Source organism: Frankia sp. CeTa3Moorea (assembly GCF_978021225.1).
Genome location: NZ_CDXDOR010000095.1, coordinates 1 through 16079, shown reverse-complemented (window position 1 = coordinate 16079; position 16079 = coordinate 1). Strand labels below are relative to the sequence as shown.

Sequence of the window (16079 nt, the reverse complement as noted above, 5' to 3'; positions counted from 1 at the left end):
CCCAACGGTCCCAGCGATCCTTGGCGATCTTTTCATCCACCGGGCCACCGAGATAGCTCGACGCCAGCGCGCTCGTAGCCGCCGGCCCCACGGTGACGAACACTGCCGCCGCCGTAGACACCGCGACAACTGCGGCTTTCCGCCTCACGGACTTGTCCACACTTCCTCCAGAACCGAGAGAGAGTGAATCGCTACCATCAGCAACAGAGACTAGTGTGCTCGACGAGGTCCGCAAACGGATCATCGGCCGGCTTCGACGATCAGCCGACTACGGAACGTAGTATTTCCGGGATGAAGAGGGGATGGCACATTTGACGTTCTCCCCTGTCTGAAGGCGGGATTCCAACCCCTATACACCCACCGGAAGGGGAGGTGCGGAATGCGGAAGACTGTAGAGGCCATCGCTGAATCCTTCGCGTTCGCGGGAGAGCACGGATGTCATGCCCGTGTTCTTCAGCGTCGCGGCGGAAGAGCGACAAAAACGTCCATCGACGGACGGTTCAACATTGGCACGGACCACATCTCGTCGGCCCACCGGCTCCCGTCAACGGAGAGCCAGCGGACGACCTGGAGTCCACGGGCCAGACCGGCATGCTCAGCCGGTCGTGATGCCCACCTCGGCCCGCAACCGGGAGATGTCCGCCACCGCGAGCCGTGGCCCCGGCCGCAGCACCTGTTCCTCTCGCAATGCCGCCACGTGTGCGGCCACCGTGCTCCGGGCGAGTCCCAGGGACTCCGCGACGGCATCGAGCGAGAACGGCACCCGAATCGGATCGGGCAGCTCCGGTCCGGCGAGGGCGACCAGTTCCAACAGCAGGCGGGCGACCCGCTGCCGCGGCGAGAAATGCACGAGCTGATGCTGGTAGGGAACCGTTTCGGACAGCTTGCTCACCACGTAGTCAGCGAGCGCTCCCTGAACGCCGTGCCGCCGCGGGAAGGAGTCGAGCATGGCGGCGGAGACCCGATGCGCCTCGCATCGATCGATCGCCTGCACCGTGGCGGTGCGTCCGGTTCCGATTCGCGCCATCTCACCGATCATGTCCCCGGGCGAGCGCAGCGCCAGCAGGAGGGCCGAGCCCTCCGCGTTCATGCGCACCACCTTCACCCGGCCGGTGGTCAGCAGAAGCAGGAAATCATCTGGATCGCCCTGACGCAGCAGCATCTGCCGCGACCGGAAATGGCACCGGGAACCGCATGACAACAACGCCTGCCAGAGACGGTCGCCGAGGATCGCCTGCATTCCCCGCCGGGCAGGCCGGACAGAATCGGTCATCCCACAGAAGTATCGCGGATCGGACCCGCATTCGGCGCCGCCACCGAGAGGATGCGGCTGAGGTGACCGACCAGCGATCTTGTCCGATCAATCATTTCTATCCGGTTCGCCCGGTTTGCTCTCGGCCGCGACGTGCCGACGTGCCGACGTGCCGACGTGCCGTGCCGCGGATGGTCAAACTGCTGCCATCCGCGGCACGGCGCCCGGCTCCCGTGCCATCGGCACAGGGCCTCGTTCACCGGCCGGGCCGGGACCCGGGTGAACGGGTTACTCGACTACTCGACGCCCTCGAAAATCCAGCCCCTGTCCTCGCTGAAGATGGGTGACAGGGCAACCAGCGGCGGGTAGATGAGTGCCGGGTGAAGCCCCAGGGTCAGTTCATTGTCCGGGACACCGATGGTGAAGGTACCCGCCTGGGGGCCATCAGCGATCTTCCATTCACGCGGCTCCGGGAGCACACGTACCCGCTCGAACGCGTCCGGGTCACCATCGAAGCCCACAAAAGCCCCGCCGGACGGCTTGCGGATCGTGTAGGTGTCGTCGTCGGCGCGCTGCACCTGCCACACCTGCCCGTCGCCGTCGCCGTCGGGCAGAAGGACGAGGTTGCCCCCGCCCACGTCGGTGAGGGTCTGCTGCCCGGCGATGCTGATCCGGTAGATGCCGTCGATCACACTTGCCACGCTTGGCTCCTCTTCCGTCAAAGGAACAACTGGTCACGGTTGCAACCAGCCGCGATTGAGAATGTTGCTGCCTACACCAGAGTCAGAAGGAGGATCTTCCCTTTAATGACATGATGAGGCCCTTTTCGGCGGTTCGATGAGACAGGAAGGCTCTGCGATGGAGCACTGGACGAGCAGACCGTGGTGGCACCGGACATCCAGGACGCCGCCACCATCATGCCCGCTACCGTCGGCGTTTCGGATCAGCGGCACACACTAAAAATGCAGATCAAGAACCGAGGAACATCGCCTGGATCGCACCGATTTGACCCCGGAAATCCACTCTGGGACCAGCAGCGGGGATCAGCGCAAGACAGTGGGCACGCCACCTTTGCGGACGTCGGACGGCACCGCCCACCGCAGACTCTCTCGAAGCACCGGACACCACACGCCGAAGTCACGGTGGCGTAGCCCGAGGTTCAGCGCGCAGAACACGCCGACGGACATTCCGGCGAAGATCCGGTCAGCCTGGCCCAGTGCCGGTCGAGGTGTCCTTTCTTCGGACACGGTGATGGATGCCGGCCGTCCCGGACCGGGACAGCCGGGACAGCCGGGATAACCCGGACAGATGGTCGCGCCAGCGGGGCCAGACCAGGAAGGCCTCGGCTTCGAGCATCGCCAGGGCGATCCGTGGTAGCTCGGAACTGGCGGGGTAGCAGATGTAACGGGGCTGCCAGGTGGGTTGAAATTTGGCGTTGAACCGGTACAAGCTATCGATTTGGAACCAGCGGGACAAGAATATTAACAGGGAACGCCAACAGCGGATGACCGGCCCGGCACCCAGACGCTCGCCGCGTTCGAGCGCGGACCGGAAGAACGCGAAGTTCAGCGACAGCCGTTCGACGCCCAGCTCGCGGGCCTGGCGCAGGGCGCTGACGATGAGGAACTCGTTCAGCCCGTTGTCGGCGGTCCGGTCCCGTGTCATCGCGTCCAGCGACAGGCCCTTGGGTCCCCACGGCACGAAGTGCAGCAGGGCGCGCAGCCGGGGCTCGGTGCCGGCCGCGCCGGCATGCGACGCGTCGTCCCCGGTTCCGCTCGTCGTGTCGTTCGCCGGGTGACCCGGAGCACCGTTCACCGGGTCGTCCGCGTCGTGGGGGCCCGCGTCGCGGGGGCCCGCATCATGGGAGAAGGCCATCACGGCCACGCAGTCGCCGTCCGCGCCGCCGCCGAGGCGGCCGAGCGCCATTGAGAAGCCCCGTTCCGTCTGGGTACCCCGCCAGGCCGCGGCCTGTGCCTTCAGCCGGGCGATGTCGGCCGGCGCGAGATCGCCGACCCGCCGCGCGACCGCAGTGTAGCCGGCGCGTTCCACCCGGGCGACCGCCTGGCGAACGTTACGCATCGCCCGGCCCTCCAGCGTGAACGACGCCGTGTCGACGATGGCCTCGTCACCAAATTCCAGCGCGCACAGACCGGCGCGGGTCCAGGCGAAGCCACCCGCCTCCGAGCAGCCGAGGACCGCCGGCATCCACGCATGGTCGGCCGCCTCGCGCAGGAACTCCCTGATGGCCCCCGGCCAAGCCTCCCGGTCACCGAGCGGGTCTCCGCTGGCCAGCATCACGCCGGAGACCACCCGGTAGGCCACGCAGGCCTTGCCGGTCGGTGACCAGATCACCGACTTGTCCGACCGCAGCGCGAAGTATCCTAGCGAGTCGGCCTTGCCGTGCCGGGCCAGCAGGGCACGTATCCGTTCCTCGTCGGAGTCGGTCAGCCGGGGCCGGGGCTCGGGCGGTCGCAGCGCGAGGTAGCCGGTGGTCACAATGGTCAACAGGCCCATCGTCAGCAGCACGCGGGCGGCGAGGTCGGAGAACCGGTCGGAGGTGAACCGCAGCGGACCGGGGATCCCGACGAGTCCCTCGACGATCTGTTCGAACTGAGCGGACAGCGAATGCGGGCCGACGATCCGGTCCTGGCGCAGATAGAGCAGCAGGAACCCGATCCCGATCGAGACGACGGTGAGCAGCAGGCCGACGCCGAGCGCCCGCCAACGCGTCGACGGGTCGCCCTTGGCCCGGAACTCCCCGTGGACCAGCAGCAGGGCGATAAGCAGCGCGGCCGATCCGGCCGCCTCCTCGTAGTCCAGACCCTTGGCAACGTGGAGCACGATGCTCACGCCGAGCAGGACCACCACGGCCCGCCAGGCCCGCCGCTTGCTGCGGCGCAGCCCCGGCGTCAGCAGCACGAGCAGCATGCCGACGACGACGGTAAACGCGGCGGCCTGCTGGGAGGCTGCAGGGGGCAGGAGAACCCGCAGGTCCTCCAGGCCGGAGCGCCACTCCGGGGTGACCGCGGAGACGACGTCGACCAGGCCGACAACCAGGGCCAGCAGCGCAGCGGCCCGAGGCGCCCACGGCCGTTTCCAGGGGGGCAGCACGGGCATCCTGCTGCTCTTCCTGCCGGAACGGGCGCCGGGTGGTGTCGTCAGCGGCGGGGCCGACGACGCCGGTGAGGCCGATGACGCCGCCGAGGCCGACGGGGCACGCGGTGCCTGGGGGGCAGGCGGTGCGGGAGGGACGGGAGAGGCGGCGGGCCCCCGACCGACCGAACCAGACCGGGCGGACAGGCCCCGGCGGGCGCCGGACAGGCCCCGGCGGGCGCCGGACCGCCCGGGGTTCGGCCGCACCGCCGGGCGTGGCCACCACCGGCACCGGATGACGGCGCGCTCGTTCGCCTCGGGCGGCGCGTTTCCCCCCCGCCGCCCGTCGGCGTGGCGCCCGGCCGAGGTGCCCGATGCCCCGGTCCCGCTCAAGATACTCATGATCCCTATCGTCTCCCGATGGGTCGCTTGCTACGGCGCTCAGGATCTGGAGACGATAAACCGCCCCGTCACAGACGTTCCTCGGGCCACCCGGCCGTAGCCGGGCCGAGTCTCGGGGTGGTCACGCGGAGAGGGCGCCGAGTCGCGGACGAGAGCCAGGCAGGCGTCCCCGGGCCGGCCGGGAAGGACGACCTGAACGATCTCCGCCCGAACGTCTAGACATACCAGGCAGATTGGCTCACATACGACATTTAGGCAGTTAACTCACTTATCACTCCCATCCGGACGGAGGTGGCCCTGTGAGGTCGATCCGCGGTCTGCTCGTCCTGCACTGCCGCTGCGGCCATGCGCGTCATGACCACGAGCACTACCGGCCCGGCTCGGATTGCGGCCGATGCGGGTGCCCGGCTTGGACCCTATGGAGGCGACGTTGACGCCCTGAACCTAGAGGTAAGACGGCAGGACGCCGGTCGACCAGATCAGCCGCTCACACGGCGTCACCTCCTGCTGTCCACCGGACACGATCAACACCAGGTCACACGTCATTGGCCCTTGTAGCCCTCGGCATCGATCCGCGCACCGGCTCATCTCATGATTTCCGGGCTTGGTCTCGGCCCATCCTCCTCCCGATATGAAACTTTCTGAGGATGCCGGCGACCGACAGCTCGGTGTCGAGATACCACGTGCCGACGATTACCCCTCCGATGAGGACAACACCGAAACCGATCAGCCACGACAGGATGGTGAACACAACCCCGATCCCGCCATAGCTACGCTCGTTCGCCACCATGGAAGCCGAGAATGCCAGCCGGCTGACGACACCCAGACCAGTCAGGCCGATCGTCGTGAACAGGGCTGTCGGCCACGAGTCCCGCCAGCTCATCCGGCCGATGGTGAGCACCCGGACCCCGACCCACAAGAAGAGCGCCAGGATCACGGTGGCTACCAGGCCGTAGCAGACCTGACCAGCCACGGTGCCGGTGAGCAGCGCCCCGAGACTCGTGGTAGCGACAAGAAAGAAGATCAGTCCGCAGAGCCAGACGACCTGGGCCAGTAGGCCGCGTAGCCCGAATGGCTTCAGCCTGAAGACCCGCACATAAATGGACTGGACGGACGCAGCCAGACTCAGTCCGCCAATTATCAGCCAGAGAACTCCCAGTACTGTCCAGCCAGTGATGACGGTTCCGCTCCGCGGGGTAAAGAGTCGTTCCACGGCCATCGCCGCATCATGGCTCAACCCCATGCGCGCGATGATTATGTCCGCCGCACCGCCCTGCCGCAGCGGCGACAGCGCCGCCAGCGTGATGACAAAAGGAAAGAAAATCATCAGGATCATCGCGGCGAGATTCATCGCCCTGTTAATCAGATCCGCCTCATGTAGTCTGGACGCCAGGTCTCCTACCGGGGACCGCCCTGCACGCACCCGGGCTGTCCCGACGCGCGCACAGAGCGTCCTGATTGGCCGCCGCAGCGCGCCGCTGCGGTGAACGCCAGCGCCGCCAGACGGCCGCGACGCAAGATTGTTATTACTCGTACGCCAGCTCCGGGGCATGGCGTCCTCCCCACAGCACCGGGTTCATCGCCGGATCCGCCGAATGCCCTGTGTGCGGCGCTCGCCCTCCGGGGCGGGGACTCAGGCAGCCGCTTCAGTCGATGATGAGGGCGATGAAAATGATGCAGACGATGATGTTGATGAGCCAGCTGTGGGTGTTCATCCAGTCTCGGACGCGCGGTGCGGCGACTTCTGCCCGTCTATGGAACAGTAGCCGGGCAAGCAGCGGCAGTGCCGCCACCGTAACGGTCAGCCCGATGAACGGGAGTACTGCCGCATAGGACGCGTTGTTCTGCTGCAGATGTATTCCAACCGTCATCATAATCACGATGTCCGAGGGCATCAGCAGAATGACGAACAGTCCGACTTGGAACGCCTTCATCAGATCTGCCGCCATCAGCGTCGTCAGCCATTTCGGCGGCTCCACCGTTTCGCGCCGCACCCAGTTCTTCACGGCGGCGGCTGCCAACAGGCCCACCAGTACGTACTGGATGATCTGGCCGGCTGAACCGTTACTCCTCGGGCTGCCCAGGTCGACAGCGCTGTCTAGCAGTGCAGCAAGGCCCATCATGACGGCCACACCGGTCGCTGTCGCGACCGCCACACCGGCCAGGAACCCCAGAGATACCCGCCCGGCTCGTGGCGTGGTAACGAAGATGATCGCCGACATGATCTGTGGTCCGATCATCATGGTGATTGCCAGCGGGAGAATCTGGAGACCGTCCATGGATGCTCCCCACCGCTTGACCATGCTGACTCACGCGAGAATCCTAGCCCTCTCGCGCTCGAACTCCTGGTCGTTGAGCAGTCCGCGGCGGTGCAGGTCGTCGAGCTTGGCCAGCTCGTCTGCAATGCTGGTCGTGCGGGTCGCGGCGCGGAGGTAGCCGCGGACCGCATCCTCCTCGTACTGCTTGTGGAGCACCATCCGATCCTGCATCCCGTCGCCGCGCACGATCAAGTAACTCAGGATACCGATGACCGGAAGCACGAGGACAAAGATCGACCAGCCGGCCTTCCCCCAGCCGGACAGATCCCGACTACGAAAGATATCAGCATAGATAACAAACAGGAAATAGATCCAGACGGCAAACAAAAAGATAAACAGAACCGTTAGAAAAGCATTAAGCAACGGATAGTCCATAACCACTTCCTCGCTCGCCGAGCCAACAGCCGAACCGGGTCCTCCCGGCCCGCGCGCGCGTCAGGTGCGCCGCATTACCACAGCCATTACCTACCGCCTGTTCGCCGCGTCAAACCCAGCATCACCCGAAACTCACCCTCTCGTCTCGGCCCGATGCCGCAGACGGTGGCCGGGGACACTAGGTGACCAGGGGCACTGACGGCAGACGGTCGGCTTGAGGTGTCCGGCCGGACTTGCGGGCCTTCGTCTTAGTACCGTCCCACTTCGCTTGAAGTTGACCATGATGTACCCACCAGTCGGCCATGTCCGACGTGGCGGCAGTCCGGAGCCGGTGCGCGGCTGGCCGCCCTACGGCCTCTCCCACGGCCCTCCCAACGTGGGATCAGCTGGACGATCGATGGTCATCGGCGGCCAAATGTCCACGCACGGCACTCACCCGTCCGGGGGATCCCGGAAGTGGCGTCAACGGCACGTGGTGTGCTGGCAGGAAGAAGGCCGGCGCGGGTCACGCGTACGGACGGCGCCAGTGCGCGACAGGGGGACCGCCGGATGACACATCATCGAAGTCCACGAAGCCAACCTGACGGCTACCTTAATATATCGCGGTCATCCACAAGAGCGGTGACATCGTGAAAGTGGTCTCGGTCATGAACTACAAGGGCGGAGTCGGAAAGACCACTCTGACGGCGAACATCGGCGCGGAGATCGCCCGCTGGGGAAAACGGGTTCTTCTGATCGATCTTGATCCGCAGGCGAGCCTCACCTTCTCCTTCTACCGGCCGGAGGACTGGCGGGCGCACCTCGCCGAGGGCCGGACCATCAAACAGTGGTTCGAAGCCTGGCGGATGGACGGGCCGGTGCCGGGACTCGAGGCGCTCGTCACCGCCCCCACGGTGGCGAACTCCCGCATCGCGCATGGCGGTGGCCGGCTCGACCTGATCGCGTCCCACCTTGCCCTCGGCGACGTCGAGATGGATCTCGCCGCGCGGTTGGGTGGGGCACAGATCCACCGGTCGACACGCCACTACTTCGACGTCTATCTGCGTCTCGCGGCCGGGCTTGCCACCCTGCCCGGGCGGCTCTACGATCTGGTGCTCATCGACTGCCCGCCGAACTTCGGCGTCATCACGAGGTCCGCCGTGGCGGCCAGCGACCAGCTGCTCATCCCGGCCCGCCCGGACGAGCTGTCCACCCTCGGAATCGATCACCTGCAGTCCCGGCTGCGCCGGTTCACCTGGGAGTTCAACCAGGTCGCTGATCTGCAGGCCGACCTCCGGCCGGCCGTGAAGAAACTGGAACCGATGATTCTGGGCGTCGTCTTCACGATGGTCCAGTACTACGGTGGTCAGCCCGTCTCGGCGCTGCGGCCCTACATAGCGCAGACCAGAAGCCTCGGGCTGCCCGTCTTCGATGCGATGCTCCGGGAGAGCAACAAGCACTTCGCCGGCGCGGCCCGCGCCCAGCTCCCCGCCATTCTCACCGAGCAGCTCAGCCGGGAACTCGCCTGGGAACTGCAGAGCCTGGTCGAGGAGTTCCTCAAACGCATCCGGACGGCGAACCATGGCTCCTGACAGTCGGCCCGCCAGCCACCCGGGTCGGGATGCGGCCCGTCTCGGGGCCGTTCTCCTGCGCCAGGTGTCCGATCTGCTCGACACCCTGGACGTCCGGCAGCTCGACGATCTCGTGGCGGGCCGGGCGCGGCTCGCGGTCGTCCCCGCGGCCACGGCCACACCCACGGCCACACCCACGCCCACGGCCACACCCACGCCCACGCCCACGGCTACGGCTACGGCTACGGCTACGGCTACGGCAGCAGACCGGGGCGGTCGTGCCGCGGCGGACGGCTCCCGGCTCCCGGCGTCCGTGGACGTCGAGAAGCTGCACGCGACACTGGTCGCCGCCGCGAGCCGGCAGGAAGCCCGGGAGCACCTGGCCGCCCTGGGCCGGATCCCGGTCCCGCAGCTACGGGCCCTGGCGGGCGCCCTGGGTGTCGACGGTGTCGGCGGCAGGGATCCGAAAGCCACCGTGATCCGAAAGATCGTGGACGGGACCATCGGTTTCCGGCTCAGCTCCCGGGCGATGCTGGCCGGGGAATCCGAACTGTAGGATTTCCGGTCACCACCCCAGCGCCCCCAGCGCCCCCAGCGCCCCGCGGCCCTTCCTGGCCTGTCCCGGACGGACGAGGAATGCCCCGGACGGACGAGGAAGGGGTGCGCGGACGGGGTGCCGCGCGGACGGGTCAGCCGGCGTGCGCGGGGACGACCTCGACGTCGGCGGTCGACTCCCGCCCGGCTCGGATGAGCACGACGATCACTACCGCAGCGAGCGCGATGAGGATGGCTCCCCACAGGAACGCCGTGGTGTAGCCCTCGATCTGCGCTTGGTCGAGGAGGGCCTTCCCACCCCGCCCGTGATCGGCCAGGTAGTTGGTGACGGCTGTCGCGTAGACGGTGTTGAGCAACGCGGTACCCAGCGACCCGCCGATCTGCTGCGTCGTATTGACCAGCGCGCTGGCCACCCCCGCGTCGTGCGGGGCGACCCCGATCAGCGCGAGGTTCGACAGGGGCACGAACGAGAAGCCCATGCCGATGCTGATCAGCAGCTCGGAGGGAAGGATGTGCACGACGTAGCTCGAATCCGTCCCGATCGCGAGGAGCAGCGCCATCCCGACCGCCGCGAGCGTCGTGCCGGCGCCGGCGAGTACCCGGGGCCCGACGCGCGGCAGGAGCTGGCTGGCCAGCCCCGCGGAGACGATGATCCCGCCGCTGAACGGCAGGAACGCGAAGCCGGTCTTCAGGGCGCCGTAGCCGAGCGTCTGCTGGAAGTAGTACGTCAGGAACAGGAACATCGCGAACAGGCCGGCCCCGGTCAGCAGCGAGGCCAGGAACGAGCCGCCGCGGTTGCGCTCCCACGGCACCCGTAGCGGCAGCAGCGGCGCGCTGGTGCGGGACTCGATGACGACGAAGGCCGCGAGCAGCACGGCCGCACCGACCAGCAGCCCGATGGTGCGGGCGTCGCCCCAGCCGTCCTCGGCGGCCACGGTGAAGCCGTAGACCAAGGCCACCAGGCCCGCGGTCACCGTCACCGCGCCGGGCAGGTCGTAGCGGGCCTTGCCCTGCGCCCGGCTCTCGCGCACTACGGGCAGCGCGAGAGCCGCGGTGATGAGCGCGATCGGCACGTTCACCAGCAGGCACCACCGCCAGGAGGCGTACTCGGTGAGCAGGCCGCCGACGATAAGACCGATCGCGGCGCCACCACCGGAGATCGCTCCGTACACGCCGAACGCCTTCGCCCGCTCGCGGCTTTCAGTGAAGGCGACGGTGATCAGCGACAGCGCGGCCGGCGCGAGTAGGGCCGCGAACGCACCCTGCAGCGCCCGCGCGGCGAACAGCAGGCCGGCGTTCGGGGCCAGGCCGCCCAGCGCCGAGGCCAGCGCGAAACCGAGGAGTCCCCAGCTGAAGGCCCGCTTGCGCCCCAGGTAGTCGGCGACGCGCCCGCCAAGCAGCAGCAGACCGCCGAAGGCCACGGTGTACGCGGTGACGATCCATTGCCGGTTCGCGGTGGAGATGTCGAGATCGGCCTGCGCGTGCGGGATCGCGATGTTCACGATCGAGGCGTCGAGGACGACCATGAGCTGCGCGACAGCGATGATCCAGAGCGCGAGCCAGCGCCGTGGATCGGGCGAGCCGTCCGCCGCCTCCACCGGACGGTCCTCCGCCTGGTGGTCGAGGGTTGTGGTCACAGGGAAGCTCCTAGCCGATCGGACCTGAAACGGGGACGAACGAACGCCACGAGTTCGCGCGAGGCGACCCGGTGCAGTGGGGATGGTGCCGGTGGACGGCGCCCCGGGACCGGGCGGTCCGTGGCGGTGTCGGTGACGCGACGGTGGCAGGGACAGGGCTATCGAACGGGCGTTCGAGCCGAGAATAGCTCAGGTGTTCGAGTTGGCCCCGGACGGGGGTGTTCCGGGGCGGAGTGTCGTTCCGGGCCGGCCAGCCAGTAACGGCATGAGCACGTCGTCCACCATATGATCGACGAACGCGCCGTCGAGCGGCTCACCGGTGACGAGCAGGCGACAGAAAATCATCGCCACGACAATCTCCATGATCACGTCGAAATCGGCCGACGCAGAGATCTCCCCCCGTTGCGAGGCCCGAGCGAACATGCAGCGGCCGATCTTCGCCTTGTTCTGCAGGATGTTGGCCTGCACGACCGCAGCCAGCCGCGGGGACTCGCTCGCGGCCCGGAGCACGCCGATGAGCAGCGCACCGTCGGGACCGGTAATCGTGTCGACCATGAGGCGCACCTCGGCGGCCAGGTCGTCCCGCAGGCACCCGGTGTCAGCCGGGACGCGGTCGCCGGGACCATGCCGCCGCAGGGCCTCCACGACCATCTCGTCCTTGCACGACCATCGGCGGTAGATCGTCGCCTTGCTGGCCCGGGCCCGGGCCGCGACGGCGACCATGCTCATCCGCTCATACCCGACCTCGACGAGCAGTTCCAGCGCGGCGTCCAGGATCGCCCGCTCCCGGGCGTCGTCCCGGGGCCGGCCACGCCCGGCGCCACTCGGCGGGGAAATCGGTCTTCACCCTTCCGTCTCGGACGCTTCTCCGGAGTCGACGCGCATGGCCGCGACGCCGAGGAGAAGACGCAATGAACATTACCCGGACCAGAGAAACAGTACCGTACTGTACTGCAAATGCCAGCTCCCCACGCCGTGTGGCACTGGTCACATCCGCCACTCGGCACCAACACCCGTCACCCGCACCCGCACTCGCGCCGCCCCGGCCCCGGCCCCGGCCGCAGGCTCCGGCTCCGGCTCCGGCTCCGGCCGCGATCCGGGTGTCCCGAACGGACAACACCCGGGGCCGTCCGCCTGGAATATCGGCGAACGCCAAGATCAAGGGATTCATCATGCGATCGGATGTTCGGGGCGGTTAGAGCGGCAGGGCATGATGACTGGCGGAGGCGAGAGTTCCGTCCCCGCTGACCCCTACCCGGCCGATCCCTGCCCGGCCGATCCCCGTCCCGCGGACGGCCCTTCGGAAGGGAGAATTGTCATCATCCGCTCCGCCCAGCACCGATTCCTCGCCGCCGCCACCGGCAGCATGCTCGCGCTCGGCCTGGGCCTGGCGGCGTGCTCCCGGCACGGCTCCGCCCCTCGCCCCGCGTCGCCGACAGCGTCGGGCCCGGGTGGCCCGAACAGCGCACCCGCGCAGGCCGGCACGCCCGAGGAGTCCGGCGGCATGTGGGTCCTGCGGGACGTGCCCTACGCGCCGGTCTCGCCGGCACAGCGGCTGGATCTCTACCGTCCCTCCCCGCCGGCCCCGACGGCAGGTGCCGAGGGGGCCCAGGTGACCCCCGGGACGGTCCTGCCGGTGGTACTCACGATCCACGGTGGCGCGTTCATGCTCGGCGACAAGCGGGACGACCTGCCGGTGGTCCGAGCACTCGTCCACGCCGGGTACGCCGTCGCCAGCTTGAACTACCGGCTGTCCGGGGAGGCGAAGTTCCCGGCCGCGGTCCAGGACGTGAAGGCGTCCGCCCGCTGGCTGCGGGCCCACGCGGGCACCTATGGCCTGGACCCCTCCCGCATCGCCGCGACCGGCGCGTCGGCCGGGGCCTACCTCGCGGTGATGCTGGGCACGACGAGCGGTGTGGCGATGTTCGACGACCCGGGGCTCGGCAATCCCGGGGTGTCCAGCGACGTCCAGGCCGTCGTCGACTTCTACGGCCCGGTGAACTTCGCCTCGATGGACGCCCAGCTGCGCGCGAACGAGCGGTGCACCGTGGCTGACGCCCAGCACGACCAGCCCCACTCGCCGGAGTCGCGGTTCCTCGGCCGCACCGTGACGGCCGTGCCCCAGCTGGTACGGGTGGCGAGCCCCCTGAACTACCTGAGCCGCGGGCCGCTGCCGCCGTTCCTGATCGAGCACGGGGACGTGGACTGCACGGTCCCCCACCAGCAGTCGCTGGAACTCGCCCACGCACTGCGCGCCGCCGGAGCGCCGGCGGTGGACGTGACGATCGTGCCGGGCGCCGGCCACGGCGGTGCCTTCCCGGCCCGGGAGCGGATGGGCGCCGTTCTGGCGTTCCTGCACCGCACCATCGGCCGCTGACGGCCGGCACACCACCCGGCGCTCCGTCGACCCAACCACCTCTGCGGCCTCAGGCCACCTCTGCGGCCTCAGGCCGCGGGCCATCCGGCAGGGTCATGACCGGCCGCAGGCCCCACCGGCTCACCCCGCGCGTCACGTCGCGGGGGTCACCTTCAGGCGGAACCATGGCAGTGACGGGGAGCAGCACGGCGAGAGGGTGATGGCGATGCCGGACACCGCAGCACGGCCGGACACCGCAGCACGGCCGGACACCGAGGCACAGTCGGACACCGCGGGGTACGCGCGCCCCGCCGGGCAGGCCGTCGAGGCGGCGGACGCGGAGTCCGCCGCCGGTGGGATCGTCGTCGGGGTCGACGGTTCACCCGCGTCCGTCGCCGCGATCCGGTGGGCCTGCGACGAGGCCGCCCGGCGCCTGGTCCCGGTGATCGCGGTACTGGTATGGGACGTCATGGGCGAACCGCGGCCGGTCTTCGAGACCGCGGCGAACGCCGACCGCGAGGGTCTGGCGCACGCCGCCACGCGGGTTCTGGACACCGCGCTGACCGCAGCCCGGGTCAGCGATCCGACAGTGCGGATCATCCGGCGGGTCGAGGAGGGCAGTCCCGTCCCGGAGCTGCTGCGGGCCGCGGCCGGCGCGCGGATGATCGTCGTCGGCGAGCGCGGTCACGGGGCCCTGCACCGACTGGTGAGCGGCTCGGTGAGCCAGGGTGTGGTGCACCATGCCTCCCTGCCGGTCGTCGTGGTACGGTCGGTCGCCCCGGCCGCCGGATCCGGCAGGCACCGGTCCGGAAAGCATGACCGCGATATGGCGAGCGGCGGCGCGCACCAGCCCGTCGGCATCGACGACCGGCCGGTGGTCGTCGGCGTGGACGGCTCGGCCCCCTCGCTCACGGCACTACGGTGGGCCGTCGAGGCGGCGATGCTCCGCAAGAGCGCCCTGCACGTCGTGCACGCCTGGCACCTGGACATCCCGATCTACCCGGGGAGCTACGCCGATATCGGATCGGCGCTGGCGGAGCAGGCCCGGCAGACCCTCGACCAGGCCGTCTCCACGATCGTCACCGAGCACGCCGGCGGGCTGCCCATCCCCGTCAGGAAGGAGACCGTCGTCGATGGCCCCGCCCATGCGCTGCTGCGGGCCTCGGCTGACGCGCAGCTGCTCGTGGTCGGCAGCCGCGGGCACGGCGGCTTCGCCGAACTGCTTCTCGGTTCGGTGAGCCACCAGTGCGTCCTGCACGCGCACTGCCCGGTGGCCGTGGTCAGGTAGCGGCCCCGGTGGCCCTGGTCGGTAGCGGCGCGGCCCGTGGTCGGGAAACCGGCGCGGTCCGTCCGGCGAGGTCGATCAGCCGATGCCAGCCGGCGTGGGGATGCGGGGGCGCAGCGTGCTCAGCAGGCCGAGGACCCGCTCGGCCAGATCCTGCTCTCCCCCGCCAGCCGATCCAGTTGATCCGGTCGATCCGGTCGATCCGGCGCTGTCCCACGCTCCGAGCAGGAAGGACGGAGTCAGGCGGACGTAGAGCTGGACCGCGGTGACCCCGGGCTGCACATATGCGGCGATCTGGTCGCGGCACTGCTCGGGCGTGCCGTGGATGAACAGGGCATCGATGACCTCGTCGGGTAGCGCCCGGGCGGCACCACGCTGGTCCCCGGCGGTCCAGCGCTCGTGGGACTCGGCGAGCCGTTCGCCGTTGCCGAGCCATTCGTGGAAGGCGTGGTAAGGGGTCTGGTTAAGGATCCAGGTGAGGAACGGCCGGCTGTCGCGGCGGGCAACGTTCGGATCGGCGTTCGGATCGGCGTTCGGGCTCACGAAGACCTTCACCACCAGCTCCTTGCCCGCTGGCTGCGGTCCGACGGCGGCACGGACCTTGATCAGATCTTCGGGGGACAGCAGATTGGTGACGGCACCGTCCCCCTCGGTGAAGCCGAGCTTGAGCATGCCGGGCCGCAGCGCTCCCAGGATGACCTTCGGCGTCTCGATCGGAGGATTCGGTAGGACGAAGCCGCGGATCGCGAACGTGTCGAAGGCGCCGGAGACCACCTCGCCGCGCAGCGCCCGGGTGAGGAAACGAAGCGTGTCCCGGGTCCGGCGGAAGGGCTCGTCGAACGGGATGCCGTTGAGGTCGGTCACGTGGGCGGGCACCGACGAACCGATGCCGAGGACAAGCCCACCGAACGTCAGATCGGCCAGGGTCGCCGCGGTCTGGGCGAGCACCGCCGGGCCGCGGGTGTGGACGGGCACGATCGCGCTCGCCAGGCGCACCCGGGGATCCCAGGCGGCGGCGACCGCGAGCGGGGTGAACGCGTCGATGCCGCCGCCTTCGGCCGTCCACACGTCGCTGTAGCCGGCGTCAGCGAGTCCCGTGACGATGCGTCGATGGTCCCGCAGCGGGATGCCGGGCAGAGGAAGGGTGACACCGAAACGCGGAGTGGTCACGGGAGTACCTCACGGGTGGTCGACGGTGTTCGGTCAGATGGTCGTCGCGGAGACGGGGGACAGAGACGGGGGACGGAGACGGGGGA

The 16079-nt window shown here is 68.9% G+C and carries 13 protein-coding genes; 4 read left to right on the top strand and 9 right to left on the bottom strand.

Going from position 1 to position 16079, the window contains the following annotated elements; genetic code table 11:
* Positions 1–595 precede the first annotated feature (595 nt).
* The 6 genes from AC08OV_RS16230 to AC08OV_RS16205 form a co-directional block, all read right to left on the bottom strand.
* On the bottom strand, positions 596–1273 hold the full coding sequence (locus AC08OV_RS16230) for a Crp/Fnr family transcriptional regulator (RefSeq protein ID WP_476614961.1): 678 nt from the start codon (positions 1271–1273) through the stop codon (positions 596–598).
* A 275-nt stretch (positions 1274–1548) separates the two neighbouring features.
* Positions 1549–1953 (bottom strand): hypothetical protein, encoded by a 405-nt coding sequence (locus AC08OV_RS16225; RefSeq protein ID WP_476614960.1) that lies wholly within the window; start codon positions 1951–1953, stop codon positions 1549–1551.
* 502 nt (positions 1954–2455) lie between these two features.
* Entirely contained in the window at positions 2456–4369 is a 1914-nt protein-coding gene (locus AC08OV_RS16220; protein ID WP_476614965.1) for a phosphatidylglycerol lysyltransferase domain-containing protein, read from the bottom strand.
* 967 nt (positions 4370–5336) lie between these two features.
* Complete coding sequence (locus tag AC08OV_RS16215) at positions 5337–6098, bottom strand: ribonuclease BN (RefSeq protein WP_476615696.1); 762 nt, start codon at positions 6096–6098, stop codon at positions 5337–5339.
* 295 nt (positions 6099–6393) lie between these two features.
* A complete protein-coding gene (locus tag AC08OV_RS16210) occupies positions 6394–7026 on the bottom strand; it encodes a GAP family protein (RefSeq protein WP_476615697.1) in 633 nt (210 codons plus the stop codon).
* 30 nt (positions 7027–7056) lie between these two features.
* The gene (locus tag AC08OV_RS16205) at positions 7057–7440 is read right to left on the bottom strand and encodes an SHOCT domain-containing protein (RefSeq protein ID WP_476615698.1); all 384 of its coding nucleotides are present in this window, start codon (positions 7438–7440) and stop codon (positions 7057–7059) included.
* Between the two features lie 629 nt (positions 7441–8069).
* On the opposite strand from AC08OV_RS16205, the gene AC08OV_RS16200 reads away from it, so the two are divergent.
* Together AC08OV_RS16200 and AC08OV_RS16195 are read left to right on the top strand one after the other, a co-directional pair.
* Positions 8070–9011: a ParA family protein gene (locus AC08OV_RS16200; RefSeq protein ID WP_476615699.1), complete on the top strand. Its 942-nt coding sequence runs from the start codon at positions 8070–8072 to the stop codon at positions 9009–9011.
* Positions 9001–9546 (top strand): hypothetical protein, encoded by a 546-nt coding sequence (locus AC08OV_RS16195; RefSeq protein WP_476615700.1) that lies wholly within the window; start codon positions 9001–9003, stop codon positions 9544–9546. Before AC08OV_RS16200 ends, AC08OV_RS16195 begins: the two co-directional genes overlap by 11 nt.
* A gap of 133 nt (positions 9547–9679) precedes the next feature.
* Here AC08OV_RS16195 and AC08OV_RS16190 read toward each other — a convergent pair whose 3' ends face one another.
* Together AC08OV_RS16190 and AC08OV_RS16185 are read right to left on the bottom strand one after the other, a co-directional pair.
* On the bottom strand, positions 9680–11182 hold the full coding sequence (locus tag AC08OV_RS16190) for an MFS transporter (RefSeq protein ID WP_476616203.1): 1503 nt from the start codon (positions 11180–11182) through the stop codon (positions 9680–9682).
* Between the two features lie 189 nt (positions 11183–11371).
* Positions 11372–11959: a TetR/AcrR family transcriptional regulator gene (locus AC08OV_RS16185; protein ID WP_476619884.1), complete on the bottom strand. Its 588-nt coding sequence runs from the start codon at positions 11957–11959 to the stop codon at positions 11372–11374.
* A gap of 433 nt (positions 11960–12392) precedes the next feature.
* Between AC08OV_RS16185 and AC08OV_RS16180 the strand changes: the two genes are divergently transcribed.
* Both AC08OV_RS16180 and AC08OV_RS16175 read left to right on the top strand, forming a co-directional pair.
* The gene (locus AC08OV_RS16180) at positions 12393–13559 is read left to right on the top strand and encodes an alpha/beta hydrolase fold domain-containing protein (protein WP_476619883.1); all 1167 of its coding nucleotides are present in this window, start codon (positions 12393–12395) and stop codon (positions 13557–13559) included.
* A gap of 205 nt (positions 13560–13764) precedes the next feature.
* On the top strand, positions 13765–14826 hold the full coding sequence (locus tag AC08OV_RS16175; protein ID WP_476615995.1) for a universal stress protein: 1062 nt from the start codon (positions 13765–13767) through the stop codon (positions 14824–14826).
* 75 nt (positions 14827–14901) lie between these two features.
* Here the strand turns inward: AC08OV_RS16175 and AC08OV_RS16170 are convergent, their stop codons facing one another.
* The gene (locus AC08OV_RS16170) at positions 14902–15993 is read right to left on the bottom strand and encodes an LLM class F420-dependent oxidoreductase (RefSeq protein ID WP_476615996.1); all 1092 of its coding nucleotides are present in this window, start codon (positions 15991–15993) and stop codon (positions 14902–14904) included.
* Positions 15994–16079 lie beyond the last annotated feature (86 nt).

Coding starts and splice junctions, on each gene's coding strand:
- AC08OV_RS16230 (WP_476614961.1), bottom strand. CDS start 1,273: ATGACCGATTCTGTCCGGCCTGCCCGGCGGGGAATGCAGGCGATCCTC.
- AC08OV_RS16220 (WP_476614965.1), bottom strand. CDS start 4,369: ATGCCCGTGCTGCCCCCCTGGAAACGGCCGTGGGCGCCTCGGGCCGCT.
- AC08OV_RS16215 (WP_476615696.1), bottom strand. CDS start 6,098: ATGAATCTCGCCGCGATGATCCTGATGATTTTCTTTCCTTTTGTCATC.
- AC08OV_RS16210 (WP_476615697.1), bottom strand. CDS start 7,026: ATGGACGGTCTCCAGATTCTCCCGCTGGCAATCACCATGATGATCGGA.
- AC08OV_RS16205 (WP_476615698.1), bottom strand. CDS start 7,440: ATGGACTATCCGTTGCTTAATGCTTTTCTAACGGTTCTGTTTATCTTT.
- AC08OV_RS16195 (WP_476615700.1), top strand. CDS start 9,001: ATGGCTCCTGACAGTCGGCCCGCCAGCCACCCGGGTCGGGATGCGGCC.
- AC08OV_RS16180 (WP_476619883.1), top strand. CDS start 12,393: ATGATGACTGGCGGAGGCGAGAGTTCCGTCCCCGCTGACCCCTACCCG.
- AC08OV_RS16175 (WP_476615995.1), top strand. CDS start 13,765: ATGCCGGACACCGCAGCACGGCCGGACACCGCAGCACGGCCGGACACC.